This is a genomic window from Affinundibacterium seohonense (assembly GCF_014284305.1).
Taxonomy (GTDB): domain Bacteria; phylum Pseudomonadota; class Gammaproteobacteria; order Burkholderiales; family Burkholderiaceae_D; genus Undibacterium; species Undibacterium seohonense.
This window is the reverse complement of record NZ_JACOFW010000017.1, coordinates 27,972-54,278: the sequence shown is the minus strand read 5'-3', so window position 1 is coordinate 54,278 and position 26,307 is coordinate 27,972. Positions and strand designations below refer to the sequence as shown.

Annotated in this window: 22 protein-coding genes, 1 tRNA gene and 1 pseudogene; 12 read left to right on the top strand and 12 right to left on the bottom strand. The window is 44.9% G+C overall.

What is annotated here, in order from left to right:
- The first annotated feature begins 148 nt into the window (after positions 1 to 148).
- The 7 genes from nosZ (at position 149) to H8K52_RS14265 (ending at position 9,012) form a co-directional block, all read left to right on the top strand.
- Positions 149 to 2,068 (top strand): TAT-dependent nitrous-oxide reductase, encoded by a 1,920-nt coding sequence (gene nosZ, locus H8K52_RS14295; protein ID WP_186923590.1) that lies wholly within the window; start codon positions 149 to 151, stop codon positions 2,066 to 2,068.
- A gap of 117 nt (positions 2,069 to 2,185) precedes the next feature.
- The gene (locus H8K52_RS14290; protein ID WP_186923589.1) at positions 2,186 to 4,828 is read left to right on the top strand and encodes a NosR/NirI family protein; all 2,643 of its coding nucleotides are present in this window, start codon (positions 2,186 to 2,188) and stop codon (positions 4,826 to 4,828) included.
- Positions 4,828 to 6,096 carry a nitrous oxide reductase family maturation protein NosD gene (locus H8K52_RS14285; protein ID WP_186923640.1) on the top strand — a complete coding sequence of 423 codons (1,269 nt, stop codon included), beginning with the start codon at positions 4,828 to 4,830 and terminating at the stop codon, positions 6,094 to 6,096. Before H8K52_RS14290 ends, H8K52_RS14285 begins: the two co-directional genes overlap by 1 nt.
- Positions 6,071 to 7,018 carry an ABC transporter ATP-binding protein gene (locus tag H8K52_RS14280; protein ID WP_186923588.1) on the top strand — a complete coding sequence of 316 codons (948 nt, stop codon included), beginning with the start codon at positions 6,071 to 6,073 and terminating at the stop codon, positions 7,016 to 7,018. The genes H8K52_RS14285 and H8K52_RS14280 overlap by 26 nt, the downstream gene beginning before the upstream one ends.
- A gap of 21 nt (positions 7,019 to 7,039) precedes the next feature.
- A complete protein-coding gene (locus tag H8K52_RS14275) occupies positions 7,040 to 7,855 on the top strand; it encodes an ABC transporter permease (RefSeq protein ID WP_186923639.1) in 816 nt (271 codons plus the stop codon).
- Positions 7,852 to 8,385 (top strand): nitrous oxide reductase accessory protein NosL, encoded by a 534-nt coding sequence (locus tag H8K52_RS14270; RefSeq protein ID WP_186923587.1) that lies wholly within the window; start codon positions 7,852 to 7,854, stop codon positions 8,383 to 8,385. The genes H8K52_RS14275 and H8K52_RS14270 overlap by 4 nt, the downstream gene beginning before the upstream one ends.
- A gap of 69 nt (positions 8,386 to 8,454) precedes the next feature.
- The gene (locus tag H8K52_RS14265) at positions 8,455 to 9,012 is read left to right on the top strand and encodes a nitrous oxide reductase accessory protein NosL (protein WP_186923586.1); all 558 of its coding nucleotides are present in this window, start codon (positions 8,455 to 8,457) and stop codon (positions 9,010 to 9,012) included.
- Between the two features lie 148 nt (positions 9,013 to 9,160).
- On the opposite strand, the gene H8K52_RS14260 is transcribed toward H8K52_RS14265, so the two are convergent.
- The 3 genes and pseudogenes from H8K52_RS14260 to H8K52_RS14250 form a co-directional block, all read right to left on the bottom strand.
- Positions 9,161 to 11,143: a diguanylate cyclase gene (locus tag H8K52_RS14260; RefSeq protein ID WP_186923585.1), complete on the bottom strand. Its 1,983-nt coding sequence runs from the start codon at positions 11,141 to 11,143 to the stop codon at positions 9,161 to 9,163.
- 178 nt (positions 11,144 to 11,321) lie between these two features.
- On the bottom strand, positions 11,322 to 12,959 hold the full coding sequence (locus H8K52_RS21610) for a methyl-accepting chemotaxis protein (RefSeq protein WP_186923584.1): 1,638 nt from the start codon (positions 12,957 to 12,959) through the stop codon (positions 11,322 to 11,324).
- A 547-nt stretch (positions 12,960 to 13,506) separates the two neighbouring features.
- Positions 13,507 to 13,791 (bottom strand): annotated as a pseudogene (locus tag H8K52_RS14250) (MFS transporter); the annotation flags it as partial.
- Positions 13,792 to 14,097: 306 nt separating this feature from the next.
- Here H8K52_RS14250 and H8K52_RS14245 point away from each other — a divergent pair.
- The 3 genes from H8K52_RS14245 to H8K52_RS14235 all read left to right on the top strand — a co-directional run bounded on the left by H8K52_RS14245 (position 14,098) and on the right by H8K52_RS14235 (position 16,065).
- Entirely contained in the window at positions 14,098 to 14,466 is a 369-nt protein-coding gene (locus H8K52_RS14245) for an HAD domain-containing protein (RefSeq protein WP_186923580.1), read from the top strand.
- Between the two features lie 430 nt (positions 14,467 to 14,896).
- The gene (locus H8K52_RS14240) at positions 14,897 to 15,418 is read left to right on the top strand and encodes an HAD domain-containing protein (RefSeq protein WP_246464552.1); all 522 of its coding nucleotides are present in this window, start codon (positions 14,897 to 14,899) and stop codon (positions 15,416 to 15,418) included.
- Between the two features lie 368 nt (positions 15,419 to 15,786).
- Entirely contained in the window at positions 15,787 to 16,065 is a 279-nt protein-coding gene (locus tag H8K52_RS14235; protein ID WP_186923578.1) for a hypothetical protein, read from the top strand.
- 25 nt (positions 16,066 to 16,090) lie between these two features.
- Here the strand turns inward: H8K52_RS14235 and H8K52_RS14230 are convergent, their stop codons facing one another.
- The 5 genes from H8K52_RS14230 to H8K52_RS14210 form a co-directional block, all read right to left on the bottom strand.
- Positions 16,091 to 17,326, bottom strand: coding sequence for a type II toxin-antitoxin system HipA family toxin (locus H8K52_RS14230; protein ID WP_186923576.1), 1,236 nt, complete (start codon positions 17,324 to 17,326; stop codon positions 16,091 to 16,093).
- Positions 17,326 to 17,631, bottom strand: a complete 306-nt coding sequence (locus H8K52_RS14225) for a helix-turn-helix domain-containing protein (protein ID WP_186923575.1) — start codon at positions 17,629 to 17,631, stop codon at positions 17,326 to 17,328. Before H8K52_RS14225 ends, H8K52_RS14230 begins: the two co-directional genes overlap by 1 nt.
- A 471-nt stretch (positions 17,632 to 18,102) precedes the next feature.
- Complete coding sequence (locus H8K52_RS14220; RefSeq protein ID WP_186923574.1) at positions 18,103 to 19,737, bottom strand: recombinase family protein; 1,635 nt, start codon at positions 19,735 to 19,737, stop codon at positions 18,103 to 18,105.
- Positions 19,738 to 20,108: 371 nt separating this feature from the next.
- Positions 20,109 to 20,738, bottom strand: a complete 630-nt coding sequence (locus tag H8K52_RS14215) for a hypothetical protein (RefSeq protein WP_186923573.1) — start codon at positions 20,736 to 20,738, stop codon at positions 20,109 to 20,111.
- A gap of 22 nt (positions 20,739 to 20,760) precedes the next feature.
- The gene (locus H8K52_RS14210) at positions 20,761 to 21,810 is read right to left on the bottom strand and encodes a hypothetical protein (RefSeq protein WP_186923572.1); all 1,050 of its coding nucleotides are present in this window, start codon (positions 21,808 to 21,810) and stop codon (positions 20,761 to 20,763) included.
- A 93-nt stretch (positions 21,811 to 21,903) separates the two neighbouring features.
- On the opposite strand from H8K52_RS14210, the gene H8K52_RS14205 reads away from it, so the two are divergent.
- Positions 21,904 to 22,302 (top strand): hypothetical protein, encoded by a 399-nt coding sequence (locus H8K52_RS14205; protein WP_222613790.1) that lies wholly within the window; start codon positions 21,904 to 21,906, stop codon positions 22,300 to 22,302.
- A gap of 4 nt (positions 22,303 to 22,306) precedes the next feature.
- Positions 22,307 to 23,098 carry a metallophosphoesterase gene (locus H8K52_RS14200; RefSeq protein ID WP_186923570.1) on the top strand — a complete coding sequence of 264 codons (792 nt, stop codon included), beginning with the start codon at positions 22,307 to 22,309 and terminating at the stop codon, positions 23,096 to 23,098.
- Here the strand turns inward: H8K52_RS14200 and H8K52_RS14195 are convergent.
- From H8K52_RS14195 to H8K52_RS14180, 4 genes are all read right to left on the bottom strand, one after another.
- On the bottom strand, positions 22,982 to 23,716 hold the full coding sequence (locus H8K52_RS14195) for a CsgG/HfaB family protein (RefSeq protein WP_186923569.1): 735 nt from the start codon (positions 23,714 to 23,716) through the stop codon (positions 22,982 to 22,984). The two genes, H8K52_RS14200 and H8K52_RS14195, sit on opposite strands and share 117 nt — an antisense overlap.
- Before the next feature lie 682 nt (positions 23,717 to 24,398).
- A complete protein-coding gene (locus H8K52_RS14190; protein WP_186923568.1) occupies positions 24,399 to 24,803 on the bottom strand; it encodes a hypothetical protein in 405 nt (134 codons plus the stop codon).
- A complete protein-coding gene (locus H8K52_RS14185; RefSeq protein ID WP_186923567.1) occupies positions 24,800 to 25,939 on the bottom strand; it encodes a site-specific integrase in 1,140 nt (379 codons plus the stop codon). The genes H8K52_RS14190 and H8K52_RS14185 overlap by 4 nt, the downstream gene beginning before the upstream one ends.
- 142 nt (positions 25,940 to 26,081) lie before the next feature.
- A tRNA-Met gene (locus H8K52_RS14180) sits at positions 26,082 to 26,158 on the bottom strand.
- Positions 26,159 to 26,307: the final 149 nt, after the last annotated feature.

Below are 26,307 nucleotides of genomic sequence, written 5' to 3'. Positions count from 1 at the left end.
AAACATGCGTCACAAACAATTATTCTGCCTTTTTTTCTTGACCAGCATCAATTTAATTTTCAAGAAAACCTTGCATCATGGCAACCGTTGTCATATCTAGCATCTATCTAGTATCTATTAACCACGGCCAGCCAATAAGGATCACATCATGAGTCAAGACAAAATCAAAGAAACCGAAGCACCTGCTTTAGGTCGCCGCAGATTTCTCAATACCGCCGCGATTGCAAGCATAGGAACATTGGTCGCATGTAACGAAAAACCTGGTACAGCCGGGGCGATCCCCTCTGCTTCCGCCTCAGCTGGTGGCAGTCATGCAAGTAGCAATGCACCACATTTAAAACCTGGCGAACTAGACACCTATTACGGTCTGTGGAGTGGCGGTCATACTGGCGACATGCGTGTACTGGGCCTTCCTTCTGGTCGCGAGATCCATCGCATTCCCTGCTTCGTACCGGATGCATTGGTTGGTTGGGGTGTTACCAACGAATCTAAAAAGGTCATGGGCACTAAAGCTGACGGTAGCCTAAAGTACACCGTAGCAGATACGCATCATACTCACGCTTCCTACAAAGACGGTAACTACGATGGTCGTTACGCTTGGATCAATGACAAAATCAATAGCCGTATCGCGCGTGTTCGTCTTGATTACTTCGTCTGCGACAAAATCACACAATTGCCGAATGTTCAGGGTTTCCACGGTATTTTCCCAGACAAACGTGATCCGGTTGATGAGAAAATCAACTACACCACCCGTGTTTTCTGCGGCGGTGAATTTGCGACTCCTTTGCCAAATGCAGGTAGTGCAGACAGCAGCAAATATCGCTCTATGTTTAGCTGCGTCGATGCCGAAACGATGGAAGTGCGTTGGCAAGTGCTGATCGACGGCAATTGCGATTTGGTAGCAACTTCCTACGACGGAAAATTAGCCGCGACTAATCAGTACAACACTGAAATGGGTGCACACTATGAAGACATGATGTCGTCCGAACGTGATGCCTGTCTGTTCTATAACGTGGCACGTATTGAAGCAGCGGTCAAAGCAGGAAAATTCAAAACCATTGGCGACTCCAAAGTACCTGTAGTGGATGGCACGCACGAAGCCAACAAAGATCCAAAAACCGCCCTCACCGCTTATGTATCTGTGCCAAAAAATCCGCATGGTGTTAACGCGAGTCCAGATGGAAAATATTTCATTTGTGCAGGCAAACTCTCCCCTACTGGCACTGTCATTGATCTATCCAAAGTGTTGGACTGGTTTGACGGTAAGCTGGAAAAATTAGATGCAGCAATTGTGGCGGAAGTTGAACTCGGTCTGGGTCCTTTGCACACAGCCTTTGATGGTCGCGGCAATGCGTTCACCACTTTGTTCCTTGACAGCCAAGTAGTGAAATGGAATGTCGAAGCTGCGATCAAGTTCCACGCTGGCGACAAGACTGCAAAATATGTCGTGGATCGCCTCGATGTACAGTATCAACCAGGTCACTTGAACGCATCACAATCCGAAACCAAAGCGGCTGACGGTAAATACCTTGCCGTTGGTTGTAAATTCTCCAAAGATCGCTTCTTGCCAGTAGGCCCTTTGCATCCAGAAAATGAGCAAATGATCGACATCTCTGGTGAAAAAATGGTTTTGATGGCAGATCACCCAGTACGCGGCGAGCCACATGATTTCATCATCTTCAAACGTGACTTGGTTCGTCCAAAGCAAGTCTATGATTTGAACGACTTCCCAAATGCTATTAAAGATCCAAAAGAGTCTGGCGTTGTACGTAACGGCAAAAAAGTGACCGTCAAAATGACATCGCAGGCACCAGCATTTAGCCTGCGTGAATTCACCGTTAAGAAAGGTGATGAAGTTACTTTGATTTTGACCAACTTGGACAAAATCGAAGATTTGACACACGGCTTCGCTATTCCCAACCACAACGTCAATTTCATTGTCAATCCACAAGAAACTGCCTCTGTCACGTTCATCGCTGGCAATCCAGGCGTGTACTGGTGTTATTGCACACATTTCTGCCACGCCTTGCATTTGGAAATGCGCACTCGCATGATCGTGGAAGCCTAACCCGGTAGTTGCAGCTCCGGTGGCGTCTGGATTTTTCTGGGCGCCACCATCCCAGTGAGGCATTTTAAAATGTCTCGCCAAGTAGTAATAAGCAAGTAGTAATAAGTAGGAATAAAAATGTCTTTAATGCGTAAAAACTTGGCGACTAGTGTAGATTTCTACCTGGTCGCATTTTTTCTGTTACTGCTAAGCTGCATCATCAATCCGGCGATTGCGCGATCGAGCGCGTATGAAGCGGCTTTGCCAGCAGAACTCAAAACTGCCAAAAACATGTGTGCATTAGTTGCTTGCACCGATGTATTTCCTGGCGCGAAAAGCTTTTCAGAACGCATGGGACAGCCGCCTTACGTAGAAGCCTATGGCGACCCCATCGCTGGCAAAAAAAACTTGCTTGGTTATGTCATGCTCTCAACCGACATTACCGACACCCCAGCCTATTCTGGCAAACCTGTCGTGACACTGATGGGCATGGATCTCAAAGGCCGCTTCGTTGGGATCAAAGTGCTCAAACACTCTGAACCGATTCTTTTGTTGGGCATCCCCGAATCAGCTCTGCTTAATTTCAATAAACAATATCTTGGTAAATCGGTCACCGATAAAATTGAGGTGGGTCAATCCCGCCCTGACGAAGGCGTGTTGGGTGTGGACGCCATCTCTGGCGCGACCGTCACCGTTATCGTGCAAAACCAGGTCATGATGACTTCTGGCATGGCGATCGCCAGACAGACTGGTATCGTCGCACCGACGGTACGTGAACCTGCAAAATATGTGCTTAGCGGCCGCCGTCTAACATGGGCCGAGTTGGTCAAACAAGGCAGTGTACAACGCCTGCTAGTTAAACCAGAACAAGTGGGCTTAGAAAAAAATGTCGTACCTTTTATCGAACTGTGGTTTGGTGATCTGAATCACCCAGATGTTGGCATCAGCCTGTTGGGGGAAAACAGTTTCAATAATTTACGTTCTCAGCTAAAGCCCGACGAACACGCGTTGTTCATCATCCGCACCGATGGCATAGAATCCTTCAAAGGCTCAGGATTTGTGCGTGGTGGCATGTACGACCGAATACAAGTAAAACAAGATGCAGACTCGTATACCTTCCGCGATCTCGATTATCTCAATCTCTATGGCATCGTCGCCGATGGCGCGCCGACTTACAACGAATCCGCCATTTTCATCATTCGCTCCAAAGCGTTTTCAACTGCCTATCCATGGAAATTATCTTTCCTCGGCAATCGGGTTGACCGTGCCACGGGCACACGCAGTTTCGCCAGTTTTGATGCTAAATATTGGTTAGCTGACGAGCTATTACAGGGCGGTAGACCAGTGGTCGAAGAAGCAGCAGCACCCTATGTTCGCATCTGGAAATCACGTGCTATAGAAATAGGCTTGTTTTGTCTCTTATTGATCGTCGTCACCATCGCCTATGCCTGTCGAGAAAAACTGACACGTATGTCGAATCACAAAAACAAATGGCCGGTAAATATTTTCAAATACAGCGCCTGGATCTTGAGTATCACTTTTGTGGGTTTTGGCGTGATGGCACAACCCTCGATTACGCAAGTGCTGACCTGGTTTCACTCGCTATTATTTCAATGGACTTGGTCACTGTTTTTAACCGACCCCTTTATTTTTGTCTTTTGGATTTTCATCATTATCACGGTGTTCTTATTCGGACGCGGCTTGTTCTGCGGCTGGATGTGTCCATTTGGATCGATGTCGGAAGCGATCTACAAAGTCGGCGAAAAAATTGGACTTAAACGTTTTCAAACTCATTTACCCCAAGCCGTACATGACAAGCTAAAGTGGCTCAAATATGGGATCTTTTTTGGACTATTAGCGGTGTCGATGTTTTCCATGGGTTTGGCAGAAAAATTAGCAGAGATTGAACCTTTCAAAACAACTTTCTTAGTCGGCATAACGCATCGTGCCTGGCCTTATGGATTGTTTGTCGCACTCATACTCGGCATCTCTTTATTCATCGAACGGCCTTATTGCAAATACATTTGCCCGCTGGGAGCCGCCTTAGCTATGCCTAGCACTTTCCGCTGGTTTGGTCTGAAACGCAAACAAGACTGCAATAGCTGTAAGGCATGCGCAGTCGGTTGCGGTTCGCTGGCGATTGATAAAGCTGGACGAATTGATCACCGTGAATGTTTGCACTGCTTAGACTGTATGGTGCTTTACACCGACGTCAAAGGCTGCCCGCCGCTATCTAAAGAACGCAAACGACGCGACAGAGAAGGTTTAGAAATTAAAGCCATAGGCAAAGATGGCTACTTCATCCCCATTTATCCGATACCAGCAACTCCGGCATCCGAGGCGATCAAAGCTGGCCTCGATCCGCGTATGCCAACTGACCCCGTGAAGCCCGCATATAAGACGAACGCCACTGGATTGCGCTGGATAATCTTAGAGATTGTCGATCATGTCTGGCCTTGGAGTGCGAAATCCTGGTCATCGCAACGCGGCTTGCAAATCGCTGGCGTCGCGCTAGCGATTGCAGCCAGCCTAGCTTGGATATTAACGGCGATTGGCCAACTCTCATCCGCCGCTATTATCGCCTGGTGGTTCGGCTGGAGTGTGTATGAAGTATTGATCCGTCTATCAGGAAAACGTTATGTCAAGGATGGTCCATGGTGGCAGGACAATTATCGTTACGCCAGTGTGATGGACATGATCAGTTATGTGAGTTTTAAAAATTTACTCATTGGTGCCGCATTATTTTTATCACTAAAAACGCTGGGCTTATTAATCGTATGATGACAGCGATAAAGGGATTGCTACTAGGTTGCATGATGGCTGTTCCCACCTTTGGCGACGCAGCGACCATCTTAGTAAAACCAGGTGAGTCACTACAACAGGCGATTGCGAAAGCGCAAGCTGGTGACACGATAGAAATCACGCGTGGCCGGTATCAAGGTAATTTTTTAATCGATAAAAAACTGACCTTAAGAGGAATCAATCGTCCCACGATTAGCGGCGAAAATCGTGGCGATACTATCCGTATCGTCTCACCCGACGTGGTTATTGAAGGATTGATAGTACGAGACTCCGGCGACAGCCTGAAAGATCAAAATGCAGGTATCTATATTTTTCCCGGCGCGCACCGCACCATCGTCAAAAATTGCGACATCACTTACAACCTGTTTGGTCTGTGGATAGAAAAATCCAACGATGTGTTGATAGAAAACAATTTGATCACGGGCAAGCGCGAATACAATTCATCTCAACGTGGAAATGGCGTACAACTTTACAACACCAAAGGTGCGCGCATCATCGGCAACAACATCAGTTTTGTACGCGATGCCTTGTATGTCGACGTCTCACATCATGCCATTTTTCGCGGCAACAAATTGCATCACAGCCGTTACGGCAGCCACTACATGAATTCTTATTACAACTTATGGGAAGACAACGATAGTTATTTCAATCGGGGTGGTCTGGCATTGATGGAAGTACGTGACCAAGTGGTACGCAATAACCGTACTTGGGGGAACTCTGATCACGGCATCATGTTGCGTACCATGCAGGATTCCTTAGTCGAAAACAACGTCATTGCGGGCAATAGCCGAGGCTTATTTATTTACGATGTTGAGTACGTCAACATTAAAAATAATCTGGTGGTAGATAATCGCGTCGGTGTGCATCTATCAGCGGGCTCTACCCGCAATCAAGTCGAAGGCAATGATTTCATAGGCAATCGTGAGCAGATTCGATATGTGGGTGCGAAAGACGAAAAATGGGGTGTTCAAAGTGGCAATCACTGGAGCAATTATTTAGGCTGGGATAGAAATGCCGATGGGTTCGGTGATGTTTCCTACGAAGCCAATGACATGGTAGACCGCTTAAACTGGCGCTACCCCAGCACCCAGTTATTACTTGCCAGTCCAGCGGTGCAAGCACTGCGCTTGGTATCGCAACAATTTCCTGTATTACGTGTACCGAGCGTGGTCGATCCCAAGCCGCGTATGCAACCAACCAATAAGCAATGGAGGCAATGGCATGGCAAGCACTATCCCGGCCAATAACAGGTCTCACTCTGAAGACAGTGCCATCGAGGTACGTGGTGTCAGCAAACATTATGGCGCCTTACACGCGGTTGATGGCGTTGATTTGACGGTAAAACATGGCGAGATTTTCGGCCTCATCGGTCACAACGGTGCTGGTAAAAGTACCTTGTTCAAAATGATGCTGGGCCTGACGGAACCGAGCGCTGGCGAGATTTTAATTAATGGCACAGCGGTGACAGGTAGCGATTTTCGTCATACCCGTCGTCAGCTCGGTTATCTCCCGGAAAATGTGGTGCTATACGACAATCTCAGCGGCATCGAAACTTTAAAATTCTTTGCCAAACTCAAAGGTGCACCGATAGAACAATGTGCGCCTATGTTAGAACAAGTTGGCTTGGCTCATGCACTCAATCGCCCCTTGCGCGAATATTCCAAGGGAATGCGCCAACGTCTGGGATTTGCGCAAGCTTTGCTCGGCAAGCCACGCGTGCTATTTCTCGACGAACCAACCAATGGCCTTGATCCTCAAGCGATAAGAGACTTTTATATTACGCTGCATAAGTTACGCGATACCGGCGTTACCGTCATTATTACCTCACACATTCTGGCAGAGTTGCAAGAACGGGTGGATCGCCTAGCCATTATGTCGGCGGGAAAAATACAAGCCCTAGGCAGCGTGGCGCAATTACGCGAGCAAATGCAGATGCCACTCGTCATTACTCTCCGTCTTGCAGCAAATGATATTCCGCTAGCTCAAGATGCACTAAGTCAGCTTTCGTATGTGAACTGCGCAGTGAACGGTGATGGCTTAACAGTGAATTGTCCACGTAGCAGCAAGATGGAAGTGATTTCCGTAGTCAGTCGTCTTGGCAGCAAATTGATCGACCTCAACATACAAGAAGCGTCACTGGAAGATGTCTTTTTTGGGTTTTCAGATTAAACCAGGATAAAAGAAACCATGATGGAAATAAATCAAATTTTCACCCTAGCAGCGAAAGAATTTCGTGACCGGATTCGCAATCGTTGGGTACTGGCGGTAGCACTGGTGTTTACCGTATTTTCGCTAGTGATTACCTATCTGGGTGGTGCGCAACAAGGCCAGATAGGCCTTAAATCGATAGAGTTAACCATCACAAGTTTGGTCAGTCTAGTGATTTATTTGATTCCCTTAATTGCCCTACTGCTCGGCTTCGATGCGATTGTCGGCGAACGTGAACGCGGTTCGCTGGATTTGTTATTGTCTTTTCCGATTACCCGTACTGAATTTTTACTCGGTAAATATTTAGGTCTCGCTGGCGCTTTAACACTATCCACCGTCGCAGGATTTTCACTGGTGGCAGCACTGCTATACCAACAATTTAAATGGGCCGGATTATTACATTACCTCGGCTTCATCATCAGCTCCGTACTGCTCGGCCTGGCCTTTCTCAGTCTTGCTATTTTCATGTCAGTGATTGCACGCGAACGTACCCGTGCATCTGGCTTGGCAATCGCACTCTGGTTTTTCTTTGTCTTAGTCTTTGATCTTTTATTACTAGGTGCGCTGGTCGGTACTGGCGGCAGCTATGGTGGGGATATTTTTGCCTACTTACTGTTACTCAATCCGACCGATGTATTTCGTATTCTGAATGTCTTTTCTATGGATGATGTACGCACCCTTTATGGGCTTTCGAGCATCGTTCCCGCTGCCCTCGCCAAACCCTGGCTTATGGGTTCTGTTATGTGTGCCTGGATCGTTGTGCCGCTGGCGTTGGCACGTTGGAGATTTAACTCATGATCATTAATCGTCGACAATTTATCATCAATATGCTCATCACCGCCGTCGCTGGAAGTACCTTGATGGCTTGCGGTCAATCAACGACCAGCAAATCCATCACCCCGGTAGAAATTGATCCGCACACCACCTGCGATCTCGACGGCATGTTACTGGCCGACTACCCAGGCCCGAAAGCACAGATTTTTTATGAGGGCAAAGAGTCACCCACATTTTTTTGCGATACGGTAGAAATGTTTCACACCTTATTGTCACCTGAACAGGTCAAGGCAGTTAGCGCCGCCTATGTACAAGACATGGGCAAAGCGGATTGGGATCAACCGCGTGGCAACTGGATACCTGCAAAAGAGGGATGCTATGTTTTGGGCAGTAAACGACATGGCTCTATGGGCCCCACCATTGCCAGTTTTGCCCAGGAGGCAGATGCAAAAAAATTTATAGGACAATGGGGAGGGAAATTCCTGCGCTATGCAGAAATCAAACCTGACATGGTGGATTTGAGTGGCGGTGCTTTACACGATACGCGGATGTAAATGATGTTACTGCGCATTCCGTCAGCCAAGCTTCTCACTTGGACAACTGGCACATTAATCATCGCGCTTATGCTGACCAAACTGGTTCCATGGCAGCCAACAGTTACGGACGATCAAACCATCACCAGCGGCGACATCTGCATCGTTGCCCCTGCGACGCCATTCGATCCGAATTGGGGTATCAGCCTACTCGCGCCACGTAAGATCCCCGCCGATGCGCGCTGCCCTGTCTGCGGTATGTATCCAGCTCGCACCAGCGAATGGGCCGCGCAAGTAATCTTCAAGAATGGCGATACCCACTTCTTTGATTCGCCATTAACTTTATTTATCTATCTGCTAGACCCGTCAAAATATAGCCGTGGCCGCAATGCTAGTGAAATCGCGGTCAGTTACGTCACTGATACGTCCCAAGGCCAATGGATTAAAACCAGCGAAGCTTTTTTTGTGAGCGGATCGGAGGTAATGGGACCCATGCGCGCTGGCAACTTCCCCGCGTTTTCTCTTATCGAAGACGCACAAGACTTTGCTAAAAAACGCGGCGGGACAGTAATGAAAGCAGATCAAATCAAGTCTCAGTCCCTACAAAATCTTCACCGCTCACGTCAGCATTTGCATCTAAAGGATTAACGCTTGATTGCGACTTTGCATCAGATTTGATAATCAACACAGTTCAATTCAATTATTTGTAACTTACCTACCTCGTCGGCCATGTTGTTTAGCAAAGCAGTAATTTTTTTGATCTCTTTGTAACTCGTTTTGAATAATAAGAATAGGATTAAGCGATACTCACTTGATTCCGCCCAGAGTGTTTAGATTGATAAAGCATTTCATCAGCACACAAAATAAGCTCTTCACCATTTTTACCATGACCGGGATAAATAGCTATGCCTGCGGATAATGTGATTTTTATTTCATTTCCGCCATAATTCACCGTATTTTGTTCCAGTTGCTTACGCCATATCTCGGCTCTTTCGAATGCTTGAGAAGCTGTCATGTTTGGAATAATTGCGATAAATTCTTCTCCGCCATAGCGGCAAATTAAATCGCTTTCACGCGATGTTTGTCGCATGATGTCTGCGAGGGCCTTCAGGACTTGGTCTCCAGCACTATGCCCAAATCGATCATTGATATTCTTAAAATGATCCAAATCCAACATAATCACCGCAAGTGGTCTTTGCTCTCGCTCCGAAAGTGCAATTTCTCGCACAATTGCCGCATCAAGAAACCGTCTATTGTATAAACCGGTCATCGCATCATGTAAGGCTAATTCTTGTAACGCTGTTTTTTCTTCAGCTGCCTCTAACAGTCGGCTTTCCATTTCCTGGTGTGCTTGAAGTAGTTTTTCGTCGTGCAGCTTTCGCAGACTAATATCGCGAGCCACCCCTTGGTACCCATCGATCTCGCCATTTTCTCCATAAATTGGCGATGAAGAAATTTCCATCCATAGTTCACGGCCGTCCTTGCAACGCATCGGCAACTCAAACTTCATCGCCAGGTCCTTGTTACCGGATTTTTCAAGTTCAACCCGCTTGTCTATTTCTTGCTGAAAAATTTTTTGACCACATTCGGTAAATTGCTCACGAATGTCAACACCAATTATTTCACTATTGGAATAACCACGCACTCTTTCATCCGCAGCATTTGTGTATGTGACCTTAAAGAATGAATTGATTTGCCAAACGATGTCAGCCATATTCTCAGCCAACATGCGAAAATTTGCTTCACTTGAACGCAATAATGCATTGTTCTTGCTTATTTCATTATGTTGACGCAGTACAGTGATGTGTGAGCGAACGACAAATCCTGCCAAAAGCAATAAGAGGCAATATCCAATGCTCATATCAATTGCCCGCTTCCTCCATTGTTTTAGAATCGCGAGTTTTTCGAACCCGTAAACAACAGTGAAAGGAAAATCTTCAATCTGATAAATACCAAAAAGACGTTCAAGTCCATCGATGTCAATTGAGGTAGCGATACCTGATTTCGCAAACTTCTCGCTCAAAGAATTCATATCCGCTTCGCTCATCATCCGCTTTTCCAAGTAGGAATGCATCGCCGGTCTGCGAGCCAATAGTAGTTGAGAATTGTCGATCAAAGAAACGGCGTCATAGCTGGCGATATCAAGTGAATCAAGCCAGCGTTGCATTCGTTCAAGCTCAATGACTCCCAACACACCACCCGAAAATTGACCACTGGCGTTAATGAAGTGCCTTGAAATTACGAGCGCTGGTCGACCCGAAGCAGATCTATTACCTGCCACATATTCAACCATGGGCCCTGAACCTTTGAATTTCTTTCGAGCTTCACATAGTTCGGGCTTTGAGCGTATGCCGATATTCTGCCCGGTAGCTGTCGCAATAAATTTACAATCTCGATCAAATAAAACCATACTAAAAAAGTCAGGGACAGTGTCACCCTTCTCCTTTAATAGAGTCGACAAGGTTTTACCTTGGTTAAAACCAGTATCTACAAATACGCCGTCTATGATTTGAATCCTACTAGCGACATCACGTAATACATAGTCAGATGCCAAAATTTGAGTGCGCAAACTTTGTCCGAAAATTTGGCTACGTTGTACTGCCCTGTAGCTTGCCTGCTTCAGAGCTTGATCATAGCCGTCTCTTAATTCAAAGATTAACCATAAGCCCAAAAGTGTAAATATTCCGAACAGTGAGGAAAGTATTTTCAGTAAAGACATTCGGCGCTGCAACGGTGTTAGCGGAATACCTTCATTAGATACTACAGACTTATTGATCATTTAAATAGCGGCAAAATTATTGTGAGCAAAGTCTAAAATCATAACTTAAAACGCAGCAACTTTCATAATGCCAGCAACATCAGGTGACACTTCTTTTATAGCTAAGTCAGTTTTATTTAGACCACACGAATCTTTACATAAGTGAATGCCCCCAAAAACATCGTATTACTTCTAAAAACTAAGACAATAAAACTAGATCTCTTTCACTCCTGAAATTAATGCGCTTTGAATCTTTATGGTTTGGATTACGCTTAACGTCATCAGCGCCTGAAATCATCTTAAATACAGACACTGTTTGCACCAATTCAACAGCCTGAAACTTTAAGGTGCTGGCAGCAGCAGCCATTTCTTCAACTAATGCTGCATTCTGCTGAGTCGCTTCGTCCATTTGGGTGACCGCTTCACCGACTTGAGTAACGCCTAACGCTTGTTCATGACTTGATGCACTAATTTCACTCATGATGTCTTCGACCCGCTTAATCGAGTTCACAATTTCAATCATAGTTATGCCTGCTCGATCAACTAACTCAGTGCCATTACGTACACAACTGACGCTTGTATTAATCAACGATTTAATTTCTTTTGCTGCCTCTGCAGACCTACCTGCCAGAGATCTGACCTCTGAAGCTACAACGGCAAATCCTCTACCTTGCTCGCCTGCTCGAGCAGCTTCTACCGCGGCATTGAGTGCCAAAATATTCGTTTGAAAAGCAATCCCATCAATGACACTAATGATGTCAGCGATCTTCACACTTGACTCGCTAATCTCTCTCATCGTTCCAACAGCTTGTGCCACCACCTCTCCCCCCTGTGACGCCACCAAGCTAGCACTACGAGCAAGCTGATTTGCTTGTTTCGCGTTATCCGCATTTTGTTTAACAGTGGACATCAACTCTTCCATTGATGCTGCGGTCTCCTCCAATGCACTTGCCTGACTTTCCGTGCGAGCAGACAGATCCATATTTCCCTGTGCAATTTCGGCACTTGCGGTAGCAACACTTTCAGAACCCAATCTGACATCAGAAACGACTTTTGATAGACTTAATTGCATCGCTTGTAGATTCGCCATGATACTTGTCTGGTCACCAGGCTTTGCCGTAATCTCAATACTCAGGTCGCCTTCCGCCACGGCCTTTACCATATCCGAAGCCTCTTTTGGTTCGCCCCCAATGGCGTTCATTAAGTTACGAGTAATGAGTACACCTATAATCGTTGCCAGAAATAGCGCTATCGTACCCAAGCCAAGCATTAAGACTCTAGACTCGATATAGGTGTCCTCAGATTGCTCACCTTTTTTTGCAATGGCAGTAAACTGATATTGAATTAGTCTATTTGTTGCTTCTTTATAGATCGCTAGAATTGGCCGTAAATCATTTGCAAGGAAGGCCTTTGCTTCATCATCCCTCGCACTAGTAATTAGTTTTAATAATGCAGTGGTTCCATTCGCATATCTATTACCAGCCTCGCTGACCTGAAGCAACAGCTCCTTACCTTCGTTCGTGAGCGTGACTTTCCCTAACTGTTCTGTGGAAGCTTGTATAAGCTGACGTGCGTTCTCAATGGTATCTAGCTGCTTCTGCTGGTCTACTTTGTCATGATTAAGCATCATGTTACGAAGCGCAATCGCAATAACATCAACTTGTCTTAGCGTCTCGGTCGAGAGCTGAGTCGCTGGAACTTTGTCGCCAATAATGTCTTTGACGTTATCGTTCACACTCGAAAGGTTATATAAACCAATACCAACAATCAACATCAATAAAAATCCAATCACACCAAACCCACCAAACAGTTTGGTAGATATTTTTAAGTCATTCATCTTATTTCTCTCATGAAGTCAATCGCAAAAACATTCCCATCAGGCAATGTTGCGCTTTTAAGCGTCGAGAAAAAAGAGTGAATTAACAATAATTAACAATAACGGATTCAAAATCTAGTTTGCTTGACTGCGGTCAATCTGGAGACCATTAATAAATCCATAATATCGACGAAGGCCTTGCTCACTTAGAATGAAATTAATAGGTTCCTCCCTGAGAACACTCTAGACTTGAAGCACAACGTATCCACACCAACAATTCAACACTCTTTCTCGAATCGCCAGTAGTGCAGCATAGTCACACTTCCGCGCTCGCCTACCGCTTTATCGAATTCCCTGGTGACACAACCGAATGCAATGTCTGCAGATACCTATGAACGGCTTAAGTCAACTCTCTTCCTAGAATAGTCATTTTGATCACAGTGGAAATCGAAGTTGCAAAAAACATCTCGGAGATGCGACACGTTACTTAATGCAATGATTGAAAACTCTGGTCTTCAAGCAAAAATCGAAGTGAGCACCTTTGAGATTTGACTCAAAAAGTCAAATCTCAACTTCGTACTTGGTCCTTAAAGCGAAAAGCGACAACTACCCCAGACATAAACGCTAAGAACGCAATAAAACCAATTGCACTAGCCACACCAAAGGCATCTGCCATCACGCCAGATAACAAGGCTCCAAATGCGTAGCCCATATCACGCCATAAACGATATACGCCGACTGTCGATGCGCGCCAGACTGGATTAACTACATCGCCAATGGCGGCCAACAAGCTTGGATATACCATGGCTGTTCCAACCCCCAATAAAACCGCAGCACTCACAAACCATGCAAAGGTACTGAACATGGTTTTTGAAATGATCTGAACGGTTCAATGGACACAAATTCCAAAAAAACTTACGCGAAATAAATATGTTATTGACATTTAAGATACTTGACACTCAAGTAATTACGATTCAATTAGAACTCAAAATAAACAAATAATATCTACAGATACATCTGCTATCTTCAAATAAACATCCAGTATAAGTGTATTTTTACGAAATAAAATTTTGTTGACCAACGAAATTAGTATGGCTATATTTGCGCCAATACAAAAATTTATTTGACAGTTCCATCATGTTCCAACATTGCAAAAAAAATGAAACCAATTGTTTTTCTAGATATAGATGATGTTGTTGCAATCGACCCAAACTTCTCGGGTAGTACGGTTGTCGCTGCGTTAAAAAACAATAGAAATATTGAAGAAAAATTCTGGGCCAGCGTATTCTTATCAAGTGCAGTGAGTAATTTATCGCTAATGCATGAGGATTTTTCCCCCTCGTATGTGATTAGCTCAAGTTGGACGAATTATCTCAACCGAGATCAAGTAGCGTTTGCTTTTAATTCCGCTGGGCTTGATTTTATTGCAAAAAATCTTCATCGGGAATGGAGAACGCCGAAAACCGAATTTATTGGGCGCCTCATCGAAATTCAAACTTGGATCTCGAAATTCGGTGTGACGACGTAGCCAATATTAATCATTGATGATTTCGAAAGTGGCTGGAATCTCGTTGATTCAATTTTTGAACAAAATGATCAACTTGTTTTATGCGAGCCTAGATTAGGCTTTGACAAAACAAAGCTCGATAAAGCGATACAAAAATTAACGGCACAAATTAATGGTCCCCCAAAAAAACTGCGTCGCTAGTCATCTAATAATTTCTAAATCAAAACAATTTTTTGTTATTTTTAGAATGCCATAAATACCAAGATTTGCTCCTACAAAAAACAGACATCCATCCAAAAATTGATATGACAAAAGCAATTTACTTAAACTTTGATGAACTATGTAACAATTCTTTCGCGTCGCGAATGTTCCATAGCCGCTCGAACCTTTATTTAGCCAAGGGTGTTGCCTTTGCGATTAGGCGTTTTTGTTGCCTTATTGGAGCACCTAAATGTCACAGATAAGTGGTGCTAGAGTCGAGCCCCGGGCTCCATTGTGGGTCTGCTATTGCGACTACGATGGAGTTGTCCATGATGACGCAGTATACTGGTCGCCCCGGACCGGCATATACATGCGCACGCAAGGACGAACACTTTTCGAATGGCTCCCCATCTTGGAGGAGCTCCTAGCTCCTTATCCAAACGTGAAAATAGTCCTAAGTACATCGTGGGTGAGGGCGAGGAGTTTCGCATTCGCAAAAAGCCAGCTGACACCGGCATTACAGTCCAGAGTTATAGGTGCGACATTTCACAATAGAGAGACGGAAAAATTTCTTTTTGATAATATGTCTCGCGGTAGTCAAGTTTGGGCAGACGTCCAGCGCCGCAATCCGGAACGGTGGTTTGCGATTGACAATGATGAGCACGGGTGGCCGGACTTGTGCCGAGACCATCTCATCAAGACTGACGATCGTCTAGGACTCAGCGACCCTCTAGTGCAACACTCAATTCGCAAGCTCTTAGCTTCGTTTTGAAGTACAGGTAGCATCTTTATATAAGTTATGGACTCCTTTGAAGCTCGCTAGACAAAGCTGCCACGTTACTGAGACGGTCGCAGTGGAAGTACTTGACCTAGCGACGGGAGAGCCTACAGGGCTCGCGCGCTGCAGGCGAGTCTCTGTAGTCATGCCAAAAAGTCTCAAGCGCGATCATTCCACCGGCACGCGGAGCCTATAAGAAATTCTGTGTCAATCACCTCGATTGTTGGCGCGTACTCTTAATGATCCCAGTTTCAAGGATAAAACTCGGGCTTATTGGCACACACTGAATTGATTAAAAGTCAAATATAAACTTAGGTGTTATATGTCTAGCCAATGTTGGCACAATTTAAGAAAGAATTATCATGCCTAAAAAAGCCAATACTATTACTCTGTGCAAACAGCAATCAGAATCAACTGAACACAAGTGCCAATACCAAACACTACTCAAAGAATGCGCAGAGCTCTTACTAGACATGCAAAGAGAATATGCAGCGCTGCATTATTCAATCTATCAGGACGATGAGCTCGATGACGATGGCTATGGCGATGATGACAATGATGTTTTTCAGTCGCTTTATGAAAATGCGGAAAAAACCATTAATAAACTAAAAGGACTCAAGATTCTCAAAGCGAGCCTATAGTTGCTAGCGTCGAAAAATTTACGACTTATCGCTGGAAATCTATACAGGAGCTCAAGAGATGGATGTCACGTTTGGTGACGCCAGAATCGGAAAACTCTTGTTGCCAGCAGGCTGTCACCGCGCGAACCTCTTCAATAATGGCGGTAGCTTCGTCGCGTTTTAGTAAAAAACGACCGCATTGTGATAGCGCATTCGCGGTCGTGCTTGCCGCTCCTTGGGCTCCAACGCCAATAGATTGAGGTGCTGTCGAGGCAGCTGAATGAGGTATGACATCGAATGCAGGCGATAGAACATAGCGACTAGGTGATTCCATCAACAAGGCATGATTGCGAAGGTGGTCGTCAACATTACCGATAAAAATGTTGAATATCATTCGCCGATAAAGTTGATGACTATCTAGCTGCCCCCGTATATTAAATGGCCTCATCGCCTCTGCAATCCCAGCATACGAGAACGACGTAACTAATTCTCGCTTATCGATACTAAGTCCAGAAGGGGCAAGTAACGAGTGAGCGCTGATGTAATGCTTCCGCCCTCCTTCTTTCGTCCTGTCAAAGCGCTCGATAAGGAATACTGAGCGGTTGGCGATATTGAGAAGCTCGAAGTCGGGAGTACTTATTCCAGCTTTGTGCGCTAGGCGCATCGTTGCATATTCGACAGACGGCACATCAAATACATCATCTGGTCGAGAAAACTTCGCGATATATTCCAAGCCTTCAGACATCACAACCGTTTTAGGTCGAACACCGCCAAGACTACTACCAGGAGCCAGCAAACGTATATCTGCATCCGTTAACGATGTATCAGGATCAATCGTCAATTGGTCGATGGTGCTTTGAAGTTTGGCTGAAAGGTCCTCACGGCGATTCGCGATTACTCCTAAATTGGGTTTCTGTGTATGGTGCTGCGAAAAACCAATACACCCTGATCCGTAGTGCCATGAATGAAGGAACCATTCGATGGGATTGGCGGGTAACGGTTGATTGTTACCTTTCAAGATACTTGCGGTCAGCTTAACTCCCCATGCATTGGGGCCAGCATCCGAGAGCACTCCATATGAGCCATCTGCTTGGCGCGGCACTTCTTGACGTTCTTTTGATAACTTTAGATGAATTGGGTCAAGGGCAAACGCCCCTTCTTTATCAACATAAAATCGACCGTATGCAAAATGTCCGTTACCAATATCATCTAAGCCAAAACTACCGACTGGCACAGGATTGTAGGGATCTCTGCAGTCAAAGACTGTACACGAGTTATTCATTAGAATTCCTGGTCTAGTACAGGTATATTGATGACTCGTCGATGCTCTGGAGTGTCAGGATTACTGAGAACAAGTTCAACATCTGCAAGCTCATGTAATGCCTCAAGAACACTCAGCAATACGCCAATAGAAGCTCCCAAATCACCACGCTCTAAACGTCCAAGCGTTGTTCGGTGGATACGACAAATGCGCTCCAAGTCAGCAAGACTTAATTTCTTTGCCTTTCGCGCTCGACGAAGCCGCTCCCCTAAACGCTGCGCGCCTTCAGTCACTGAATTTGAAGAAAAATGTAAATTTTGTCGCATATGTACAATTTATTCATAAATTAGATGCATATAAGCATTCTATTCTGGTTTCCAGTATATCTACAATAGTAGAAATATCAGAAATCACTATTAATGATGTGAATATGCATCAAAATTAAATTAATGATGCATATATACATCAAAAAATATCAATTAATCCACAAATCTATTTGTGTGCTCGCAAAATTAATCCACTTCAATGAACGCGATTACGGCTAACGATAACGATGCAACAATTGCTGAGCATGCTAGACGAAATCGAAGTCGATGTGGGCAACCGTCAGATCAGATAGAGATTATTACACTTTAATTCACAGTGCTAAACGCTGTTAATATTTTGTATTATTAGGATCCCAGAACATTACAAATTGCGAATAGCATTTATCGGCATTCGTGTTTCAAGTTTGGTCGATTTACCAACAAAAAAATGGGCTACGATAACTGCAGCCCATTTCTCAATCAAGTTATCAATTAAACCTCAGAAACTATCCAGCAACTCGGTCGCGCAGCACCACCGCTTACAATCAAGTTCAATTCGACTATTCCTTCATCGACAACGTTAGACTCTGATAGTTCGGCATAAATACTACCTTGGGACACTTCGACATGATACTTAGCTATAAATTTTCTTGGCTTGTCATCTAATCTTATTACTGGAAACAATTTTGAGAGAACGGCCCTCACGCGCTCAGGCGGTAAACTACCCTCAAATAAACGTGGCAACAAACTGGTTGGGTTTATCGCTAATTGACGTTCAATAGATGCCACATCCTGATTTAACAACCCAGCCTCAATTCTACTTAACTCCGCTTGAAGTCTCGCTTTTTCGGAAATAGCTTCTTTATAGTTCTTATTCAAAATAGGGTCGTCAATCTCCGCCGATCCTATAAGGTCTAAAAATCTTGATGCTGTTCGTTCTTTGAGCGAGATTTCTCTTCGAATTTCTGCAATTTTCCCGTCTTGACCTTGATTCAACTTTTCTCTCAAAAGTGCACGAAATTTGCTAATCTCATCATCAGACAATAATTTTTCCATCACATAGGTCAGCATCATCTTTATCGAGTCAATCGACACATATCGCGTAGTTCTGTCAGCTACGCCAACTCTTTTCGCTTGAGAACACTGCGCGCAATGTGCTGTTAACGCAGACCCTCCCGACGATATCGTCAACTTTGCATGACAAACTCCGCATGTCAATAATCCCGCCAAGATATTCTTACCCCCACCCCGAAAAGCTTTATGCGCGGATGGTTTATTGCACTCGAACCACAAATCATCCTCAACGATTCTTAAACTTGGTCGCTGATACTCAATCGATTGAAGCTCCTTGTGGTTCTTTTTCGCTTTTGCTTTTGCAAATGCACTTCCATTCCACACAAATACTCCGCGATAGATGGTGTTACCTAGTAATTGCCGAACTGTTGCAGGTCTCCAATACCTAGGAACATTATTTTTCCGCGATGGTCGAGGCGACACGATGCCACGTTCATTCAACGAGCGCGCAATTGCAACGAATGATGCGCCTTGGCGGCGTAGCGCAAAAATCTCTCCAACCAATTTTTCCTCGGTCTCATGCTTTTCCCAGAAGGTACCAGCATCTCCGTCAGCTCGTCTCATTCGATAACCAAACGGCGCCGCTGCAATCATGTAACCTCTCTCGAGTTGCCCTATCATTCCACGAACAACACGGTGACGTGTCTCGCGAATTGCGTGCGACGCCATCACACCCTGTAACCCGAAAGTCAATTGCCAGCCCGGGACATTTGAATCTAAACCATCAGTTGAAATAAATCTAATACCGCTTCTTTCAATTTTATCTTGAAGAGTCGCAATTCCTAGGCTGTCGCGGTCAACTCTGCAGAGCTCGTCTACTACCACTGCTTGAAATTGTCGTTTTTCAAAAGCATCAAGAAATCGTTGATACCCCACACGTTTCGCGAGTCCGTGCTCTTGACCTGTAATAGCCGAATCTGAAAAAATTAAATCTTCTGGAACTTCATATCCCAGACTCACTGCTTTTTCTCTAGCTCGACGAACTTGATCGTCGATTGATGTTGCTCGTTGCCCGTCAGTCGAGTATCGCGCGTAGATTGCTGCTCTTTGCATATATCGCTCCCAAATTGTTCCGATTGTTCTGTTATTGCTAGCTCGACTAGAAGTTCTAGTAGAGCGTGCAGATGATTTGAATTGCTCATTTGTTCCTCTTTTTTTGCCGTTTCATATGACCTTTGTGATTACTCACAACATGTATAGCAACTAGCATTTCAAATCGAAGCACTGAGTGTCAAATAATTAACAAACTGAAAAAAATGAAGAAAACGACGCGATTTCGGTCGCACTTAGAAGCGACCTAGGAGTCAGACGCGGCGCTCTTGACAAGGAAACCTAAGTAGACATGTAGAAACCTCGATCTCATCTAAGAAATCGAGGTGGAAAAGGCAGAGTAACGGGGAGGAGATGCGCGGTGGGTTTCGAAACTATCCCGTGGCCGATTGATGAACTTGAGGAATATATCCGGCCCTAATCACACCAACCACCGATCTTGGTGTGAGCACATCAACAACCAATTCATCTGGAAAAGTTTCGAACCGTTCTATGTATCCTGAAGCCGACCACTCAAACAATTTATTATTCCACTTCAACAATGCGATCCCGTCAATTGAAATAAAAACGCCGTCAGGAAGCTCGCCTAATTTCGTCTGGTAAGTAACTTTTGTCCCATCGCGCTTAGTGCGCTCGGCATGCATCTGAGTATCGATCAGTTCAACTTTAATACCGTTCGTATCACCATCCTCGGAATTTGCTTGCTGCCAACGAAGTTTGAACTCTTTTAAACGTTCTCGACGACAATCACCACAAGGTCTATGCCCCGCTGACAATGCGGTTGCCTCGTCCAGAAAAAACAACTCGGAATAGCTCCCTTCGCTAAAAATTTCACGTCGAATTCCTTGGTATTCAATCGAACATGTTATCCAGCGGTTGCTGTCCCATTGTTTTATGATTCGCTTTTCATCATTATGAAGTTTTCCACGATTACCTAAAAAAAGTCCTCGCGCATTGATGGCTTTAAGTTGGCCAAAAGGCGTAACACGATTTTGTAATGTCATTTGATATGAACCCTCATTTGGTTTATGGACGTGGTCTGGCGCTCGGATCTCTCAGGCTGCTGGGATCGGTACTTAATTTAGAGAACCACTCTTGCCCGATTTCTTGGGCATAAGGTCTTAAACTAACTAAAGTAAATACTTCACCAGATGCAACGGCTTTACGGTACTGAGAAAATTCTTTGCTGATTTTTTTATTTTTAAGATCACTAGCGTAACCTCCTCGGCGTACATGTGCCAGGAAATCTAACCACAATTGCCGGTTGCTAAATCGACGATGCAGTTTGTGTATGTGGCAGTGGAGGCAGAGGGCATATGCAGCGATCCCTCCCCACAAGTACGGAAGACTATAATCTTCATCATGATATTTCACTTCAGCATTAGGGTCACCACATAATTGGCACGGGCCGGATGCGTGCTGTAACAACCCCAATTTCTGAAGCCGATGGGCTTCCTTTAATCTTGCTTCGCGCTCTTTCCAGCTATATCCGTTGTACCAACCGTCCGTGGACTTATTCTCGACTTTGCAAATTAACTCTGCGTATTCTATTAAAGTAGGACAATGACTCGCTGCGAAATTGGACTTGTTTCTTACCTTTCCAATCGATGTGTGGCTTGCACGATCAATGTATTGCCTACGCAATCCAGCCATGCGCTTTATCTGCCCACCAACCTCATTCAAAATACTTTCTAAGCTCATCGAAGGCAAGGCATCAAACAAAAAGCTATAACACCAATGACTTTGTCCAATCGATGCATAATTCATAGCAACCATTGATTCAAATTCCGGATTGAGATTGAATACCAAATCACAATCGTCACCAGCAAGCAATATGCGGAGCTCGATCTGGCAGCAGGACTTCTGTGCCGATTCAACTTTTTTAAATGTACAACTTAAAGCTTCAACTTGGCCAACATTTAAGCGGAAACCATCGCTCAACATTGTTGTAGACCAAGCACCAGAATATTCCCTAGCTAGGGAAACAGATTCCAGCAGCTGAGATAAAAAAAAGACCTGATCATCCTTCCTTGGTAAGACATGTCGAAAATAGTTCTCAATTTCTGTAAGAGTCATCTCATATCCTGATTTCTTTAACGGTCCCTTTATCAACAAACTTGCGATGCGAAAATTCTACGACATAAACCTTGTCTATAACCACAAATCTATATGAACGATTTTAAACGTTACGATCATAAATGCGCATCGCGACAAATACTGTCGCAACTTTCCCCCATCATTTGGTTATCGATAGAACGAATGGAATATGCAAATCACCAAACTAAAGAGGAAAGCAAAATGGAAAACGCTTGGATACCTACGAATCAATCAAACCTACAAACAGTCAGCAAATTCCCTGCAAAGGTTTCAGACGAGACTGTTGATTTTCTAGAGGAACTTTTAGCAGAGGCGAAATCTGGCAAACTCGTCGGTCTAGGGATCGTCACGCTCTACCTCGATGGCAAATACAGTTTAGATTTACGCGGTGAAGCGCGTATTGAAGGCAATCAGATGAGCGTTGCTGGTATGCTTAGCAGTTTGCAGAAAATCGTTTTGGAAAACCACTAAATTTATGACCACATCGTATTCGCTAATTCAAACCCTCCCGCCAGGAAAACTCGATATCATCGGTGACATCCACGGTGAAATCGATTCTTTGCGCGAGCTGTTGCAACAACTAGGATACGACGCTGATGGCAACCATCCAGATAGTCGGCGATTAGTCTTCGTGGGCGATTACTGTGACCGAGGTCCAGACAGCCCTGCCGTCATTGCCCTAGTTGCTCGCCTCGTCAAAACCAAACGGGCATCAGCGATTCTGGGCAATCACGAACTCAATCTTTTGCGCAATGATGCCAAGGACGGATCTGGCTGGTATTTTGATTCACAATTCGAGCACGACCAAGAAAAGTTCGCACCATTTAAGCAAGCTACCGAACAAGAACGAATAGAAATACGTGAATTCCTTTTGACGCTTCCAATTGCCCTTGAACGCGAAGATATTCGCATTGTTCACGCCACTTGGGATACCGAAGCCATCGAAAAAGTGCGTGCCAATGAAGGTCGGCCAATTCTCGAACTTTATGAAGAATGGTATCAAGCGACACAAGACGAACTCAACGCGATCAAACCCTCAGTAGCGCAAGAGAAACAAGATTGGCCACATAGTTTGCATCACAAACATGAAGTACCACCAATGCTACATGCACACGCACAAAAAGATGTAGTCAATCAGAACAACAATCCTCTACGCGTACTGACCTCTGGTGTAGAACGCGAAGCACAAGCCCCCTTTTACACCAGTGGTAAATGGCGCTTTGCAGAGCGTGTGCAATGGTGGAATGAGTATAGCGGCATCGTTTAAGGTGCCGTCATAGCCAGCTTGCGAACCAAAGCCAAATACAGACGATGTTTCCGTTGAAGCCTCACCAGAACCAGAGGTTGAGAAAAATACGTGAGATGTCTTCACGTCGACGACACGTAAATCGACTTTAGCAAAAGCGACTTGCTTTTTACTCGCGGAGGCAAATCCTGTCTCGCCGACTGTCTTGCGACCGAACTCAGTAATTGAACCGATGATGAGTGCATCAACCCCGATCAAATTCATTTTGGAATCAGTGAGGCGACTTTCTGCCTGAAGCTTAGAAATATCAGGACGTTCAAACACCAAATACGCACCTGACTCAGTCAAACCTTTGCTCAATAAATCCGTGACCTGCTTGCCGAGCGGATCATCGTTCTGATCCCTTAACAGCGATTTACCGTAATTCGTTTCGTTCGTTACGCGACCGAGTGCAATCTTGCGCTTTAATAAAGGTGTGACAGGTGCTTGCACATTCATAGCAAGTTGCGCTTGCTGCTGCGCAGCCTGAGATACAGGCGCTTCGCGTTGAGTGACCGGTGGTGCTTGTGTCGCACACCCCGACATGACGGTGGCAATCACAGCTGTCAACGAGGCTAATCGCAAGGTATTTATTTTCATCAATCTTATCCCTCAATATTTTTCGGTATGAACGTCAACCTACCCGTTCGCCATAAAAGTTCGCTGCCATTCAAAAAAGAAGTGACAGGCAAGCTTTGTGGGGCCGAGTATTGGGGCCTAGTGCGACATCTAATGTCGCGCGTTGCAATTAACATGAAAATATTTTTATGCTACTCGACATCAACCAAGCTGATAGCGGCGAAGTAAAGAACGAACCACAGAAGAATTAGCGGAGTTCTACAAGAAACCGATAGTGACAAACGAGCTTCTCAGTTATCAGATCACTGTGCATCCACTTTTTTTGCGATAGGAAAATCAAATGGTCGTTATCGACAAGTTATTAGTTCACTGGACCATGTGCTTGAATTTTCGCAGAGGAAATTCAAGACTCGCCATCAAGTATTTCAAGATCAAGCAGCAACTACCGAGCACAACGCCACTAGTTCGAAAGGCGATGGAAAAGCTAGGTCCTTTGCCATAGAATTTGATCCTAGCGCCAATATATCTCCACAGTATCAACGAATGGGCACCGGTATATGAGAAATCTTTTCGGACGATATTCTAAGACTTATTCGTGTATCCCCAAAAAAATAGGGTGCCAAAAAGAATTTGGCGCCCCTAGCTTCTAAAGACAAAAAATTTCGTTTATGACTTGTTGGTTTTTAATTGACGCACTCTGTACTTATGTCACGTTAAAACTTTGCTTAAGCAAATTCATTGCATCTTTAAGTCTTCTATTGAATAGCATTAACTGCTCATACAACTCAAGCTGCTCTATCTCACGCAGGCGTTCCGCAGTTGTTGTGAATGCTAGGTAGACGAACTCTAATCGCTGTAGTACTTCAGCATTGACATTTTCCATGTCGACTATGCTCTCAAGCAGAATGGGTAGAAGATGCACAATGGCACGTGTTTCTGCTGTCAATACCGCGCCCACTGCATACACGTGTAACGGACTACCTGTCTCTGCTTGCACAAGCGACCATTGTACGTTCTGATTCTCTTCAACACGCTGCCATACCCAACCCAACGCATTGGAGCTTTGCATCAATGCGTGTATTTCTGAAATAGGTAATGTCGTTTTCATACTGCGCTCCTTTGATTAAATTGAACTTCAATCACGTTATTACTTAATAGGTTTGTTTTCATTTGAGGAATGACACTTACCGTCGTTAATTTCGGGCGTGTGTGATTTACTTGCGGAGAACTTACGGATGGCGGTGGATTCCGATCATCGACATCACGCACTGCGGCAACGAGTTCTTCTGCTGTAGGGTTGTAATAGCGCATTGCCATTTGCAGTGTTTTCCAACCGAAGATTTTGGCGAGAGTTGCTACTGGCACTTTTTTCGCCCAACGCGATGCCGCTTCATGCCTTAAATCATGAAAACGCAAGCCAACAATGCCAGCACGTTTGCAAGCACGGCTATAAGCTTTGCCGAGTCCATCTGAATCATAAAATTCAAATAACCGCCCCATACTTGTCGGTGTATGAAGTGAACGAATCGCGTCTTCTGCGGTAGTCGACATGGGAACAACACGCGCCTCGCCATTTTTTGTAAGGTCGAGGCGAATAACATGTTGTTCAAAATCGACTTGAGACCATCGAAGGTTTGAAATTTCGCCTCGGCGCATGCCCATCTCCAGCGCAAGCCGAATACAGACATCGAGACCTTCCGAACGGCACTCCGCCGCTGCCTCGAACAGACGTGTCTCTTCATCACCAACCAAGCGACGATCCCGCCCCCTTGGCAATTTCGGTTTGCGAATATCAGTTACAGAGTTTTCGATAGGAATTGACCAATCACGACGCGCGTTATTCAAAACGGCAGAAAGTAATGCGAGTTCAAGCTGAACTGTCTTCGGCCCAACTTGTTTAATTCGTTCGTTACGATAATCAGAAAAGTCGACGTTCCGTAGGCTAGCAAGTGAACGAAGTGAAATCGGATGCCGTATAAGTTGCAAGACACGATAATTTTCTTGAACGTGACCGCGTTTCTCCGGAGTCACTTCTTGACGATAGCGTTCGAGAAGCTCGCCAAGTGTCGTTGCTTCTGCTTCAGATAAATCAGCGAATTCGCCACGGCGCATTTTTGCTTCGACGTCGCGTGACCAATCTTTGGCTTCTCGCTGAGATTCGAAAGTTCTCGTTTGTGTGGGGTAGCCTTTGCGCCGGACGAACGCTTGGAATTGATACGGTCCTCTGTTGATAATTGATGCCATACATTGCTCCAAAAAGTGTTGATGGGAACAAGGTATAGATATCGGTTTATATGAACTGCAGCAAAATTGCAGCAAAAAACCCGAAGGACGTAAAAAAAGGCCGACGTCATTTACGTAAGCCTTTGATTTTACTGAAGAATTTTGGTTGCGGGGGCAGGATTTGAACCTACGACCTTCGGGTTATGAGCCCGACGAGCTGCCAGACTGCTCCACCCCGCGTCTGATAAGTAGAACTATACAGGACTTTGCTGCTTTGCGCAATTTCTTTCTATGCTTAAGCATTATTCGCAAGCATATTTGTATTGCAGCTTCATGACACCAAGTAGTTTTTCAGCTCCGTACTAAGAGAACCTTGCAGGCGGTGATAC